We start from the raw sequence: 13057 nt of genomic DNA, 5'->3' as shown, positions 1-13057 counted from the left end.
TCCAAAATAAATAAAGAGTATTTTTTTGAGTGATAATACTTTTTTTAAAACTATTGGTAAAAATTGTAAGTGCTTATTCAAAAGCACTTACATCGCCAATACCACGACGGATAATTTCAGGATGTTCACCCGATAAGTCGACAATACTTGTGCTTGTTAAAGTACCGAAACCACCATCAATAAATACATCGATTCGTTTATCTAGCTGATTTTCAATATCGTAAGGATCATCTAGAGGGTCTTCTTGGCCCGGTAAAATTAATGTACTAGTGAGTAGAGGTTCGCCAAGCTCTTGTAATAAAGCCTGACAAATTGGATTACTTGGAATGCGTAAGCCAATCGTTTTCTTTTTAGGATGCATTAACCTACGAGGAACTTCACTTGTTGCAGGTAAAATGAATGTCGTTATAGCAGGGGTATTCGCTTTCAATAAACGATATGTTGCATTATCAACTTTTGCATACGTTGCAATATCTGATAAGTCACAGCACATAATGGCATATTGATGTTTAGGTCCTAAACCGCGAATCTGCGCAATACGTTCCATGGCATTTTTATTACCGATTTGGCACCCAATTGCGTAGGCTGCATCGGTAGGATAAACCACAACATCTCCGGCACGAATGCGTTCAACCGCTTGGCTAATAAGGCGTTGCTGTGGATTTTCAGGATGTACATGTAAATGCATCATATTTTAGAGACTCCATCACGCCAGTGTTAAAATAATTATTAGGCTTTTTAAGTAACCTATGCAAGTAATTAACGTGGTTTTTTTGTCAATTAATCAAGGAGTTCACGTTTAAATTCATTTAATTGTAATGCTAGGCCTGAACGTGTACATTGGCAAATAAAACCAATAAATGCTGCTGCATCACGTGGCAACTTGGCTTCACCTGAAAAGTAACGTTGTACTTGAGCATAGACATTATCTTTAAATATTTTGCCATCTCCGCCATCACCTGTCAGGTTATCAAGCGAGACTCTAAATTTTCTACCAAAAGACTGTGCAAACAACCATTCAATTGCCTGGGGCTTAACTTCGACTTGTTCAAATAGACTTTGCTGTTCTTGCGTACGGCCATCGGGAGCGTACCAATATCCTAGATCTGGTAATAGACGTCTTTTTTCACCTGCAATAGACCAATGACTAATTTCATGCAAGGCACTATTAAAGAAACCATGGGCAAATTGAATCTTGGCAGGTTCTTTATTTGTTGCAGGGAAATATTCTGGTTCAAAATCTCCACGAACTAATGTCACATTATGGTGGGAAAACCAGTGATTAAAGTGTAAAATAAGCCAATCAACTTGCTCAGACTCCGATTTTGAGCTTGACCATGGTGAGAGTTGCACTATGTCAGGTACAAGAGTGTTCTGATGGGTTGAATGGGTGCAAACGAGTAATGAAGTGTTAACTTCAGGTTGCGGCTGCAACAGGTGCATTGCTTAATTTACCCCGAGTTCTGTCTAAAGAAGTGCAAAATTGTATCTTAATCTTTGACAGAGTACCGATGAATTTGTAGAATTGCCGCCTTAATTATGTCAGCAAATACCTTTCCGGCACAGATTGAGCCGTTTAAATGGGCTGAACAAGGCTTTACATGGTCAGGTCAACTGCCCTTGTCTCGCTTTGCTCGTATCGCTCGTGAAGCTGTTGGATCAATTGATAACCAATTGATCAACATAGACTGTAAGCTATCAATGGATGCATATCATCGCATTGTGTGGATGGATGGTCATATGGACACGATAGTTCCAATGGAGTGCCAACGTTGTTTGGAACCTGTTGAAATGCCTCTTGTCTTGGACTTTCATATTGCATTAGTGGATGATGAGTCACTGATAGAGCGCTTGGATGAGGATGCTGATTTCATCGTTTTAGGTGAAAGTGAGTCTTCGACGAAAGGCGATTATGATACGCCAGCCTCGATTAACTTGCTCGCATTACTAGAAGATGAACTGTTATTGTTGATGCCTTTATCTCCCAAGCATGATGCTTGTGAAAATAAACATCAACCTACCATTCAAAATGTTGTTGAAGAAAAGCGGGATAACCCGTTTGATGTTTTGGCAGGTTTGAAGGGTAAACTTAACTCATAATTTGTGATATAATTGTGAGATAAGACAACTGAATTTGTTCTGATCCATTTTTTCGATCTTTGTAAGGAGCCATCATGGCCGTTCAGCAAAACCGTAAAAGTCGCTCTCGCCGTGACATGCGCCGTTCACATGACGCTTTAACCGAGAATGCATTAACAGTAGACCAAGCAACTGGTGAAACTCATCGTCGTCACCACGTGACTAAAGACGGTTTCTACCGTGGTCGTCAATTATTCGCTAAAGCAGCTGATGCTGAATAATTGTATGATATGCATTAAGCGTGATGCTTAAGTATAGAAAAAATGGGAGCGAAAGCTCCCTTTTTTTGTTGTTTTTCGCAATTATAAAAATATAAATAACATGTTAAATTTCCGCTCCAGAAATGAGTGAAAACCCAAAAAAGGATTTCTTATGTCTGCTAAACGTCTTGAACAAGTAGCTTTAGCCACAAAAACTGCGTTTGTGTTTCCAGGTCAAGGTTCACAAAAAGTCGGTATGCTTGCTGAACTAGCAGAACAGTTTAGTGGGGTTGGGCAAACCTTTGCGGAAGCTTCAGATGCGCTTGGATTTGATCTGTGGCATATTGCGCAAAGTGGCGAAGGTCTCAACCAAACAGAAAATACCCAACCTGTGTTATTAACTGCCAGTATCGCTTTATGGCGTGTATGGCTTGATTTAGGTGGTCTGGCACCTAAGTACCTTGCAGGACATTCTCTAGGTGAATACAGCGCTTTGGTTGCTGCAGGATCTATGAGCTTGGCAGATGCAGTGAAACTCGTGAATTTGCGTGGCAAACTCATGCAAAGCGCTGTTCCTCAAGGGGAGGGAGCTATGGCTGCAATCCTTGGTTTGGCTGATGAAAAAGTGGTTGAACTTTGCCAAACTGTGAGTGCGTCAGGTGAAGGCTCAGTAGAAGCTGCAAACTATAATTCACAAGGCCAAGTCGTAATTGCCGGAAGTACAGCATCTGTACAACAAGTAATGGCTTTGGCAAAAGAGCAATCTGCTAAGGCAATTGCTTTACCTGTGTCAGTTCCTTCGCATTGTTCATTGATGAAGCCTGCTGCTGAAAAATTTGCAGAAGCTTTGGAACAAACTGCCATTGAGCTGCCTACCATACCTGTAATACAAAATGTCAACGCGGGAATAGCTACCGATGTTGCTCAATTGCGTCAGGCGTTGACTGCTCAATTGTACCAATCTGTACAATGGACAGACACGATGCAGTTCTTACAAGACCAAGGTATTCACTACGTTGTTGAGTGTGGCCCTGGTACAGTATTGAGTAATCTCGCGAAGCGTTTACCAAATATAGAAAAAGCTTTTGCGATTGATAGCAAGAGTAAAATGGAAGATGCCCTAAATGCTGTTTTAGTGGCAGAAGGAAAAATTGCATGACACAAGAACGCAAAGTTGCATTAGTAACGGGCGCGAGTCGGGGCATTGGCGCTGCAATTGCCCAGCAACTTATTCAAGACGGTTATTTTGTTGTAGGTACTGCGACATCTGAATCTGGTGCACAAAAGTTAAGTGAAAGCTTTGGTGAGCAAGGTGCAGGTTTAGCTCTCGATGTGCGTAATCTCGATGAGATTGAAGCAGTCGTTTCTCATATTGAACAGAACTATGGCCCTGTGCTTGTTTTGGTTAATAATGCGGGTATCACGAAAGACAATCTATTGCTACGCATGTCAGAAGATGATTGGGATGACATTCTCAACATTCACCTTAAAGCTGTATATCGTTTATCTAAACGTGTGCTTAAAGGTATGACAAAAGCGCGCTTTGGCCGCATTATTAATATTAGTTCTGTTGTTGCGCACTTTGCAAACCCAGGCCAAGCGAACTACTCTGCTGCAAAAGCAGGTATTGAAGCGTTTAGCCGTAGTCTTGCAAAAGAGATGGGTAGCCGCCAAATCACTGTGAACAGTGTGGCACCAGGTTTCATCGCAACAGAAATGACAGATGCACTTAGTGAAGACATTCGCAAAAAAATGAGTGATCAAGTGGCTTTAAATCGTTTAGGTGAGCCACAAGATATCGCAAATGCGGTGAGTTTCCTTGCAAGTGATAAAGCAGGTTACATTACCGGTACGGTATTACATGTAAATGGTGGTTTATACATGGCCTAAGGCTGACGTATAAACTTTTAAAAATTTTTATATTCAATTAAACTAGTGGCAAATCAAACGCCACAAGCAATGAGGAGAATTCCTGTGAGCGATATCGAACTACGCGTTAAACAAGCGGTTGCAGAACAACTTGGTCTTAAAGCTGAAGAGATTAAAAACGAAGCATCTTTTATGGATGACTTAGGTGCTGACTCTTTAGATTTAGTTGAGCTTGTAATGTCTTTCGAAAATGACTTCGACATCACTATCCCTGATGAAGATTCTAACGAAATCACTACAGTTCAATCTGCAATTGACTATGTAACTAAAAAACTTGGTTAATTCGCATATTGCTGAATAAAAAAGAAGGCCACCGGAAGGTGGCTTTTTTTATTTGATAAAAAAATTAAGAGATACATATTTTTACAAGATCAACCTCAATTGATAGCAGAGGCATAACTTTTTTGAAGTATAACAATAAAGGTCAGTTTAATGACTTTACTATAAACAATAATATGAGGACTAAAAGATGGGGCTTTTTGATTTTGTAAAAGGTATTGGTAAGAAAAATACCGCTCCTGCAGAACCACAACCAACTCCGGCAACACCAGCAGAACCTTCTGCACAAGAAGTTGCAAATAAATTATTAGGTTTAATTAAAAGTTTAGGCTTAGGGGTAGAGGGCTTATCTGTAACCTATAATGGTGCTACAGATACTGCAATTATTAAAGGGCAGGTAAAAAGCCAAGCAGATAAAGAGAAAATTATTCTTATTGTTGGAAACATTGATCATGTGGCACAAGTAGATGACCAGATGACTGTTGCAACTCCTGAACCGGAAAGTAAATTCTATACAGTGAAATCTGGTGACAATCTTTCAAAAATTGCGAAAGAATTTTACGGGGATGCAAATCAGTATCCAAAAATCTTTGAAGCAAATAAACCAATGTTAAAAGATCCAGATGAGATCTTCCCTGGACAGGTTTTACGTATTCCTCAATAATTGAGGGTAATAAAAAAGGCGCTTTTGGCGCCTTTTTTTCTTTTTAAAATCTTTTTGGTATTTTTTGCCCATTTGGCACTGGAGTGTCAGCATTCTTTAAAACACCGAATAACCATGTTTCAGCATGCTGAACTGCAATTTTTAAAGAATCACCTAAAGCTAAACGACCAGCAATAAAACTAGCTAAAGAACAACCTGATCCATGATATTCGCCTTCAAGACGGGGGCAGCTACTACTCGCTGCAAGTTCACCATTAATATATAAACTATTTTTAATATGATCTGGTGTATCTTCGTGCCCACCTTTAACTAATACAGCTTTAGCACCCATTTCAAAAAGTTTTTTGGTTGCTTGGTCTAAGTCATCAGTACCTGTTAAAGCACGCAATTCGACCGTGTTGGGAGTAATAATAGTGGCTAGGGGAATAAGCTCAACAAATGCTTTAACAAGAGTTGCTTGATCACCTAAAGAGCCACCACTGTTTGCCACTAAAACTGGATCAAGTACATATTGATAGTCAGGATGTGCGCGAAGAAATTCAGCTAGAGCAGCAATATTATCTGTAGTGCCAAGCATGCCTGACTTAACGCATTTAATTGGTAAATCACCAACAACGGCATTGGCTTGAGCTAATAATAGTTCTTTTGAGGTTGCTTCGAAGCCAAATACTTGTTGTGAGTTCTGAATGGTAAGCGCTGTACATGCAATTGCTGCATGAGCACCACTTTGTCCAATCGCTTCAATATCAGCTTGTAAACCTGCACCACCTGAAGGGTCTAAACCCGAGAAACAAAGTACGGTTGGACGCACGGTTATTTCCTTTTCAATTTAAATTTACGTTAGTATAAGAGAGTTTGATTAAACTCTCGACCAATTGAATTAAATACTTTACTGGGTTAGTGATTGAATGGCTATAAAACATATTTTGATTGATTTAGATGGAACCCTAACAGACCCAAAAGTTGGTATCCATACTTCAATTCGCTATGCAATGGAAAAACTAGGCTATCCATTGGCTGCCGATTTAAATATTGACTGGACCATTGGCCCACCCTTAAAACCTTCACTCGCAAAATTGTTGGCTACTCAAGATGATACGTTAGCTGAACAAGCTCTGCTTGCTTATCGTGAGCGTTTCTCGGTGGTTGGTTTATTTGAAAATGAAGTATATCCTTCTGTTGTACAGACACTTAAAGCGTTAAAAGAGGAAGGGTATCGTTTATTTGTTGCCACTGCTAAACCAACGATTTATGCGAAACGAATTTTAGATCATTTTGAATTAAGCCAATATTTTGTACATATTTATGGCAGTGAATTAACAGGTGAACGCACCAATAAAGCTGAACTCATTCATTATATTCTTGAGCATGAGCAACTAAGCCCAGAAGAATGCTTAATGGTAGGTGACCGTCAATATGATGTTTTAGGTGCACGTCATAATGGTATTGAGGCGGTAGCTGTGACTTATGGTTATGGAACAGCAGAGGAACTTGCTCAAGCACAGCCAAAAGCAATGATTAATCAATTCTCTGAACTCTTGGACTATGTTGAAGAAGTGGCAGCACAAAAGAAAGTTTCTTAAATATAAGTAAGTTTTAATTTAAAGGTTTGACTTTGATATAAAGCCAAACCTTTTTTTATTTAAACACCGTGTTGTTGGCGATATTGAACAAGTTCTTCAATCGTAATCACAGTTAAGTGATGAGTTTGCGCATAAGCCAAAACTTGAATACCTGATGCCATTGTGCCATCTGGGTTGGTTAGTTCACATAACACGCCAGCAGGTTTAAGCCCTGCTAGTCTTGCTAGATCAATTGTTCCCTCAGTATGACCTCGGCGAGTCAGTACTCCTCCACTACGTGCCCGTAAAGGAAAAACATGGCCCGGACGGTTAAGATCACTTGGAACAGCACCATCTTTAATTGCAGTTTGAATGGTAGTAACGCGGTCTTTGGCCGAAACACCAGTGGTAACACCTTGAGCTGCTTCAATGGTCACTGTAAAAGCGGTATGAAACTGGCTTGAGTTTTGAGAAACCATTGGGGGAAGTTCTAAATGATCTGCTAACTCTTCTGTAAGGCATAAACATACAATACCTGAGCCATCACGAATCATACGTGCCATGGTTTCAACAGTTAGAGTTTCGGCTGCGACAATTAAATCTGCTTCATTTTCACGATCGAAGTCATCCATAACCAAGACAGGTTTGCCTTGACGGATATCTTCTAATGCTTGTTGAATACGTTCTTCAGCAGGAGAGAGGGCTGAGAAAAAAAGTTCTGGTTGAATTAAGCTAGACATAATGAAACGCTCTCGTAAAAATACGGTTGAACATTTCAGGACTGATGTAAAAACAGGCTGGCACTGAAATAAAACGCATTTATCCCAGTTCGTCGTCTTCTTTCATCCGGACTATACCGTCGGCTTTGGAGTTTCACCAAATCTGCTCAAATCATAAAATTTAAGCTCGTGGGCTTGCTAATCTATCAATAAAAATTAACTTTACCACCGGTGGGGAATTACACCCCGCCCTGAAGCGATGGGTTTTATTATAGCGCGCTGGATAAAATTGACTAGATGCTTTTATAGAATGCTAAGTTTCTTTATGAATAAGTATTTTCACAAATGGAAATAGGCTTTTTAACAAGAGCTTACTTGTTGATATGAAAATGGAATGCTATGTTTTTTATAGAAAATTATAAATAAAATAGGTGTTTCATGCAGATAAGAGATGATTATCCCCTTAGGAATACTTTATTTATTCAGCATCTCCATATTTTTAGTTATGTATTTATGGCGTTCAGTATTCTTTATTTAATTGCTGCTAATTGGCTAATGCTTCCAGACAGCATCCAGCTAACCATCCCGCCACTTATATTACTTGTGACAGCATGGATCAGTATAAAAGATACTTTAAGTGAAGGAGTTAGGCAGACTTTACATGGTATTTGCGGCTTGATGGTAGGCTTAAGTTTGGCTGTAATCGGGCAGGTCTATCAAACTGGAGCAGACAGTTATTTACTTTTCCTGATTTGGGCGTTGCTGTTATTACCTTGGCTATATCGACCAAATATTGGAATCTTTGCTTTAATTTGTATTACTAGCCAACTTACACTTTTTTTATTTTTTCGACAGACTTTTTGGGCAGAAAAATTTCCTTATTTATATCTATTCACTCTAAATTTATTAAGCCTTATCGAGTTTTGGGTCTGTATAAAGAAGTATCGTGCATTACGTTTTGTTTTTATCGCTTGGTTTGCTGTCATTTCAATCATTGGAATGATTCAATACTTATCGAATACAAACATTCCTTATCTGATCTCGGCTTTCTTTTTAGGAATAATCGCTTTTTATTATTTCTTCAAAAAAAATGATCAATTATGTGCCAGTTTAATGGCTGCTGTTCTTGGCGTGACTGCAACAATATGGCTTGTAGATGGGATTAATCATTTATTTAAAGATTCTAATGAGTTCATTTTTTTACTGATTGCGGGCATTATTTTTACTTGGTTTGCACTTATTAGTTATTTCTTAATAAGAATTTTTCGCCAAAGCCGTTTTTATGTCATTCCTTTAGCAATTGGTGCTTGGCTTGCTGGTTTAGCACTTGCAGCATTTACACTCGTGTTTTGGGAGGCCATTTCTTTAGTCATTGGAATTATTTTTGTTGGATTAGCTTTTATTCTTTTAAAGAAATCACAAAGCTATTTCTTTCGACAATTTGCTTATTGTTTATTTATTAGTGGACAGACTGCTTTCTTATTTCATCTTGGTTCAGAAACAGATCAAATTCTATGGGTTTTAATTGCACAGATTTTTATTCTATGTATCAGTTATTTTCTTAAACCGCATTGGTTCTTCATTTTAATTCAAATGCTTGCTACATATGGCATCGCTTTTGTCTATTTGCTACAACTAGACCATTCGTTGTGGTCAATACATTCTACTCAAACCTATTTAAATTTAACTTTGCTCAATTATTTTGTTTTTAGTTTGGTGCTCTTACCTAAAAGAAAGTCACTAGCTCTATATGAGCGTAGTATTTTTTTATGTGTGCTAGTCGTCATTCTAGTCGCTTCTTTTTTCGATACTTTTATGGGACTCGTTCCAGAAAATTCGATAGATCAACATAGGTGGGTTCTATATTTTCTGCCTAGTGTTTGGTTACTTTGCTTTAGTGTTTTTCATTTATATAGACAACTTCAGGGAATCACTTTTTTCGCTTTTTTAATTTTTGGCATATTGCTTATTACACTTGGTTATTTTGAAATTTTTATCCTGTTCATTATTTTAACGTGGGCATTAAAAAAGAAAGATTATATTGTTTATGGAGTTAGCTTGGCTGTATTAGTTTTAGTGTTCTGGCAGCTCTACTACAACTTACAAATAACTTTTCTAGCCAAAAGTGCCTCAATTTTTATTTCTGGTGCTGTTCTCTTGGCTCTGTCATGGCTACTTCATCGTGAAAATAAAGATGGTCTTGTTGAAGGAGAGAAAGAATGAAAAAGTATTTTTCTCTTATTCTTGCATTAACCACCATATTAATCTTTGTAGGATTAGTCGCAAAAAACGAATGGCATTTGCATCATAGCAAAAGTATTTTTATTGAACTTAGACCAGTTGATCCTCGTTCAATTTTACAAGGTGACTATATGGCACTGGCTTATGAGTTAAATTTACAATCTCTTAAAGCTCTTGCAGGAAGTGAGAATGAGGCTCTAGATCAGGTAATTTTTAATCATTCTTCTGTTCCAGCAAAAGTTATTTTGGATTCACAAAATCGAGTAGTTCGTACAATTTTAGATATTAACAATTCATTTGCTGGGCAAAGTTTAATTTTAAAAAATCCTGAAAATCGTTTACAGGCTTTATATCCCGCTTCACGAAGTTTCTTGTTTGCCGAAGGTCTAGCTCAATGCTATCAGAAAGCAAAGTATGCCGAATTTAAGATAAATACAAAAGGAGAGGCGATTCTGTTTGATTTGCGAGGAGAGGGGCTTCAACCATTAAATTGCAAACAGCAAAAGAACTGGTGGAAAGGAACGATTTAGGATTTATAAAATTATAAAAGCCCGTCAATGCGGGCTTTTTTATTCTTAGAAGAAGTTAGGCAACTTGAACAGGGATACAATTCGCTGTGTGGTTGACTGTATTATTTGGGTTTGCATAGACCAAACGTGGTTTATGAATGTTTGCTTCAGCTTCAGTAAAATCACCAAATGTAGCAATAATGACTAGATCACCAACGTCTGCTTGATGTGCAGCACCGCCGTTTACTGAAATAATTCCAGAGTTATCTTCACCACGAATCGCATAAGTCGTGAAGCGTTTGCCATTGGTTACATTCCAAACATGAATTTCTTCATATTCACGAATACCAGCTAAGTCCATCAATACGCCATCAATTGCACAAGAACCTTCATAGTGAAGTTCAGCATGGGTTACAACTGCACGGTGAATTTTGCATTTTAATAAACGAGATAGCATGGCTAGCGTCTCCTGAGTAGACCTAAGATGTAGATCTTATGGTGAAATCTTTAGCTTTTGCGGTTGGCAAAGTGGCTGATGCGCATTTTGCTCCTAAAAAAGCAAGATAGCAAGCATGATTGTTCAACAATTTAAGTGGGTTTATATGCATTAATTTGATTCATGGCCTGTGGAACTTGTCCTTGAACAAGTAGTTTCACTTTAGAAAGGGCATGATCAATTGCTGCATCCATCAGATTTTGTTCACTACTTGGTGCTTTTCCAAGTACGTGACCTGAAACTCTTTCTTTTGAGCCAGGATGTCCGATACCAATACGTAAACGATGAAAATTTGGACCAATATGAGGGACAATGTCACGTAAACCGTTATGACCACCATGTCCACCGCCTGTTTTAAGACGAATTACACCAGGGTTCATATCAAGTTCATCATGAGCAATCAAAATTGCTTCGGGAGCAATTTGATAGAATTTTGCAAATGGAACTACACTTTGTCCAGAGCGGTTCATAAATGTAGTGGGTAGAAGTAGACGGACATCGTGTCCTTCTATATTACCACGTCCACTGATTCCGTGAAATTTCGGATCATTTTTTAATGTAATGCCATATTTATTAGCAAGCTGTTCAATGAACCAAAAGCCTGCATTATGGCGGGTTTGGGCATATTCTGAACCAGGATTGCCCAAACCAACAATTAGCGAAATATTTGACACTAATCTACGCCTTTCAACACTTATGCGCGTTTGAAGTCAGCGTGCATAGGAGTGTTTTTAGATGGGTGACGTTGTAACGCTTGGATTTTAACGTTTTCAACTTTGTCGCCCACTTTGATTTCTACAACTTCTTCAAAGAAAGCATTGTTTTCTAAAGCTTTTACAAGCTCACGAAGTTCTAAAGTAATAGCTACAGGCTCAGCATTGCCACCATAAATGATAGCTGGAATTAATGCTTCGTGACGAAGGCGGCGGCTCGCACCTTTCCCTTGTTTGTCTTCAGCACGCGCTTGAGCGTTTAATACGAAGTTTGCCATGAGTAAATCCTCATTAAAGTTTAAATATACTAAACTTGCGACCAGTTTAGTGATAGAAAACCCCAGCCAAGGCCAGGGTTCATAAAAGCTGCGGTATTATAAACTATCGAACATCGCACTGATAGATTCTTCGTTATTAATACGACGAATCGTTTCAGCAACCATGCTAGCAACAGAAACCTGACGGATTTTGCCCAAGGTTAATGCTTCATCAGAAAGAGGAATGGTGTCAGTGACAACCAATTCATCAATAACTGAATTACGTAAGTTTTCAATAGCCTTGCCAGAAAGTACAGGGTGAGTTGCGTATGCAACTACACGGCGTGCACCAAATTGCTTAAGCGCATCAGCTGCTTTGCACAATGTACCGGCAGTATCAACCATGTCATCTACGATAACGCAATCACGATCTTTTACGTCACCAATTAAGTGCATAACTTGCGACTCATTGGCTTTTTGACGACGTTTGTCAATAATTGCTAAATCGATGTCACCCATCTGTTTGGCAACGGCACGAGCACGTACTACACCACCAACGTCAGGAGAAACCACCATAAGGTTGTCATGCTGTTGTTGACGTAAGTCAGCAAGCAAAGCAGGAGTACCGTAGATGTTGTCGACTGGAATATCGAAGAAACCCTGAATTTGGTCAGCATGTAAGTCAATCATTACGACACGATCAATACCAACAGTGGTAAGCATGTCTGCAACAACTTTAGCTGTAATCGGTACACGTGCAGAACGTGGACGACGGTCTTGGCGAGCATAACCAAAATAAGGGATAACAGCGGTAATACGACCAGCACTTGCACGACGCAAGGCGTCTGCCATAACCAAGATTTCCATAAGGTTATCATTGGTAGGGGCACAAGTAGGCTGAACGATAAATACGTCTTTACCACGAACATTTTCAGTAATTTCTACTGAAATTTCTCCATCAGAAAAGTGACCGACTGATGCAGCACCTAGAGGGATATGTAAGTGACTTACGACTTTTTGAGCGAACTGTGGATGAGCATTTCCACTAAAAACGACAAGATTGGGCATGAAGCACCCTTGGCGGTTGGTATGTAATTAAATAGATGGCAGGGGCGGCTGGATTCGAACCAACGGATGCCGAGATCAAAACCCGGTGCCTTACCACTTGGCGACGCCCCTAATGCGGCAGAACTTTAATATTTTTGCAATGCAATGTCAAGATTAATCAACAAAAAGCATAGCAATTAAGTCTGTCTTTAAAATAAGAGAATGGCAGGGGCGGCTGGATTCGAACCAACGGATGCCGAGATCAAAACCCGGTGCCTTACCACTTGGCGACGCCCCTAAAT

General features: G+C 39.1%; 17 protein-coding genes, 2 tRNA genes and 1 riboswitch. Of the genes, 9 read left to right on the top strand and 10 right to left on the bottom strand.

Annotated elements, in window-relative coordinates; all coding sequences use genetic code 11:
• Positions 1 to 73: 73 nt before the first annotated feature.
• Positions 74 to 691, bottom strand: a complete 618-nt coding sequence (locus ACT53H_RS06365) for an L-threonylcarbamoyladenylate synthase (RefSeq protein WP_004794219.1) — start codon at positions 689 to 691, stop codon at positions 74 to 76.
• An 89-nt stretch (positions 692 to 780) separates the two neighbouring features.
• Positions 781 to 1443: an elongation factor P hydroxylase gene (locus ACT53H_RS06360; protein WP_004794218.1), complete on the bottom strand. Its 663-nt coding sequence runs from the start codon at positions 1441 to 1443 to the stop codon at positions 781 to 783.
• Positions 1444 to 1539: 96 nt separating this feature from the next.
• On the opposite strand from ACT53H_RS06360, the gene ACT53H_RS06355 reads away from it, so the two are divergent.
• The 6 genes from ACT53H_RS06355 (at position 1540) to lysM (ending at position 5211) form a co-directional block, all read left to right on the top strand.
• Positions 1540 to 2100 (top strand): YceD family protein, encoded by a 561-nt coding sequence (locus ACT53H_RS06355; protein WP_004794216.1) that lies wholly within the window; start codon positions 1540 to 1542, stop codon positions 2098 to 2100.
• Positions 2101 to 2174: 74 nt separating this feature from the next.
• Positions 2175 to 2360 (top strand): 50S ribosomal protein L32, encoded by a 186-nt coding sequence (rpmF, locus tag ACT53H_RS06350; RefSeq protein ID WP_000290730.1) that lies wholly within the window; start codon positions 2175 to 2177, stop codon positions 2358 to 2360.
• Between the two features lie 151 nt (positions 2361 to 2511).
• On the top strand, positions 2512 to 3498 hold the full coding sequence (gene fabD / locus ACT53H_RS06345) for an ACP S-malonyltransferase (RefSeq protein ID WP_004794214.1): 987 nt from the start codon (positions 2512 to 2514) through the stop codon (positions 3496 to 3498).
• Positions 3495 to 4229, top strand: a complete 735-nt coding sequence (fabG, locus tag ACT53H_RS06340) for a 3-oxoacyl-ACP reductase FabG (protein WP_004794212.1) — start codon at positions 3495 to 3497, stop codon at positions 4227 to 4229. Before fabD ends, fabG begins: the two co-directional genes overlap by 4 nt.
• Before the next feature lie 84 nt (positions 4230 to 4313).
• Complete coding sequence (gene acpP, locus ACT53H_RS06335) at positions 4314 to 4550, top strand: acyl carrier protein (RefSeq protein WP_004641570.1); 237 nt, start codon at positions 4314 to 4316, stop codon at positions 4548 to 4550.
• Between the two features lie 187 nt (positions 4551 to 4737).
• Positions 4738 to 5211, top strand: coding sequence for a peptidoglycan-binding protein LysM (lysM, locus tag ACT53H_RS06330; RefSeq protein WP_151964547.1), 474 nt, complete (start codon positions 4738 to 4740; stop codon positions 5209 to 5211).
• Positions 5212 to 5254: 43 nt separating this feature from the next.
• Here lysM and ACT53H_RS06325 read toward each other — a convergent pair whose 3' ends face one another.
• Complete coding sequence (locus ACT53H_RS06325) at positions 5255 to 6022, bottom strand: hydroxymethylpyrimidine/phosphomethylpyrimidine kinase (RefSeq protein WP_049838163.1); 768 nt, start codon at positions 6020 to 6022, stop codon at positions 5255 to 5257.
• A 97-nt stretch (positions 6023 to 6119) separates the two neighbouring features.
• Between ACT53H_RS06325 and ACT53H_RS06320 the strand changes: the two genes are divergently transcribed.
• Positions 6120 to 6794: an HAD-IA family hydrolase gene (locus ACT53H_RS06320; protein WP_476008876.1), complete on the top strand. Its 675-nt coding sequence runs from the start codon at positions 6120 to 6122 to the stop codon at positions 6792 to 6794.
• 59 nt (positions 6795 to 6853) lie between these two features.
• Here ACT53H_RS06320 and ribB read toward each other — a convergent pair whose 3' ends face one another.
• Positions 6854 to 7513: a 3,4-dihydroxy-2-butanone-4-phosphate synthase gene (ribB, locus tag ACT53H_RS06315; protein ID WP_476008875.1), complete on the bottom strand. Its 660-nt coding sequence runs from the start codon at positions 7511 to 7513 to the stop codon at positions 6854 to 6856.
• Positions 7514 to 7603: 90 nt separating this feature from the next.
• A riboswitch (FMN riboswitch) is annotated at positions 7604 to 7754 on the bottom strand.
• A 176-nt stretch (positions 7755 to 7930) separates the two neighbouring features.
• Here ribB and ACT53H_RS06310 point away from each other — a divergent pair.
• Both ACT53H_RS06310 and ACT53H_RS06305 read left to right on the top strand, forming a co-directional pair.
• On the top strand, positions 7931 to 9715 hold the full coding sequence (locus ACT53H_RS06310; RefSeq protein ID WP_476008874.1) for a DUF4401 domain-containing protein: 1785 nt from the start codon (positions 7931 to 7933) through the stop codon (positions 9713 to 9715).
• Positions 9712 to 10263, top strand: a complete 552-nt coding sequence (locus ACT53H_RS06305; protein ID WP_476008873.1) for a GDYXXLXY domain-containing protein — start codon at positions 9712 to 9714, stop codon at positions 10261 to 10263. Before ACT53H_RS06310 ends, ACT53H_RS06305 begins: the two co-directional genes overlap by 4 nt.
• Positions 10264 to 10318: 55 nt before the next feature.
• On the opposite strand, the gene panD is transcribed toward ACT53H_RS06305, so the two are convergent.
• The 6 genes from panD to ACT53H_RS06275 all read right to left on the bottom strand — a co-directional run bounded on the left by panD (position 10319) and on the right by ACT53H_RS06275 (position 13053).
• Positions 10319 to 10699, bottom strand: a complete 381-nt coding sequence (gene panD, locus ACT53H_RS06300; protein WP_002120296.1) for an aspartate 1-decarboxylase — start codon at positions 10697 to 10699, stop codon at positions 10319 to 10321.
• Positions 10700 to 10830: 131 nt separating this feature from the next.
• Positions 10831 to 11412, bottom strand: coding sequence for an aminoacyl-tRNA hydrolase (gene pth / locus ACT53H_RS06295; RefSeq protein ID WP_004794200.1), 582 nt, complete (start codon positions 11410 to 11412; stop codon positions 10831 to 10833).
• A gap of 20 nt (positions 11413 to 11432) precedes the next feature.
• Entirely contained in the window at positions 11433 to 11729 is a 297-nt protein-coding gene (rplY, locus tag ACT53H_RS06290; protein WP_004794199.1) for a 50S ribosomal protein L25, read from the bottom strand.
• Between the two features lie 96 nt (positions 11730 to 11825).
• Positions 11826 to 12776: a ribose-phosphate pyrophosphokinase gene (locus ACT53H_RS06285; RefSeq protein WP_005303079.1), complete on the bottom strand. Its 951-nt coding sequence runs from the start codon at positions 12774 to 12776 to the stop codon at positions 11826 to 11828.
• 36 nt (positions 12777 to 12812) lie between these two features.
• Positions 12813 to 12887: transfer RNA gene (locus tag ACT53H_RS06280), tRNA-Gln, on the bottom strand.
• Between the two features lie 91 nt (positions 12888 to 12978).
• Positions 12979 to 13053 (bottom strand) — tRNA-Gln (locus ACT53H_RS06275).
• Positions 13054 to 13057 lie beyond the last annotated feature (4 nt).

Source organism: Acinetobacter sp. DMC2 (assembly GCF_056314305.1).
The sequence above is the reverse complement of the archived record's forward strand: the minus strand, read 5'-3'. Positions and strand labels throughout refer to the sequence as shown.

Bases quoted from the DNA above. Each gene is read 5' to 3' on its own strand.
- fabG (WP_004794212.1), top strand. From the start codon at position 3,495: ATGACACAAGAACGCAAAGTTGCATTAGTAACGGGCGCGAGTCGGGGC.
- rpmF (WP_000290730.1), top strand. From the start codon at position 2,175: ATGGCCGTTCAGCAAAACCGTAAAAGTCGCTCTCGCCGTGACATGCGC.
- ACT53H_RS06365 (WP_004794219.1), bottom strand. From the start codon at position 691: ATGATGCATTTACATGTACATCCTGAAAATCCACAGCAACGCCTTATT.
- ACT53H_RS06285 (WP_005303079.1), bottom strand. From the start codon at position 12,776: ATGCCCAATCTTGTCGTTTTTAGTGGAAATGCTCATCCACAGTTCGCT.
- ACT53H_RS06360 (WP_004794218.1), bottom strand. From the start codon at position 1,443: ATGCACCTGTTGCAGCCGCAACCTGAAGTTAACACTTCATTACTCGTT.
- ACT53H_RS06320 (WP_476008876.1), top strand. From the start codon at position 6,120: ATGGCTATAAAACATATTTTGATTGATTTAGATGGAACCCTAACAGAC.
- ACT53H_RS06310 (WP_476008874.1), top strand. From the start codon at position 7,931: ATGCAGATAAGAGATGATTATCCCCTTAGGAATACTTTATTTATTCAG.
- ribB (WP_476008875.1), bottom strand. From the start codon at position 7,513: ATGTCTAGCTTAATTCAACCAGAACTTTTTTTCTCAGCCCTCTCTCCT.
- ACT53H_RS06355 (WP_004794216.1), top strand. From the start codon at position 1,540: ATGTCAGCAAATACCTTTCCGGCACAGATTGAGCCGTTTAAATGGGCT.
- ACT53H_RS06305 (WP_476008873.1), top strand. From the start codon at position 9,712: ATGAAAAAGTATTTTTCTCTTATTCTTGCATTAACCACCATATTAATC.
- fabD (WP_004794214.1), top strand. From the start codon at position 2,512: ATGTCTGCTAAACGTCTTGAACAAGTAGCTTTAGCCACAAAAACTGCG.
- lysM (WP_151964547.1), top strand. From the start codon at position 4,738: ATGGGGCTTTTTGATTTTGTAAAAGGTATTGGTAAGAAAAATACCGCT.
- panD (WP_002120296.1), bottom strand. From the start codon at position 10,699: ATGCTATCTCGTTTATTAAAATGCAAAATTCACCGTGCAGTTGTAACC.
- rplY (WP_004794199.1), bottom strand. From the start codon at position 11,729: ATGGCAAACTTCGTATTAAACGCTCAAGCGCGTGCTGAAGACAAACAA.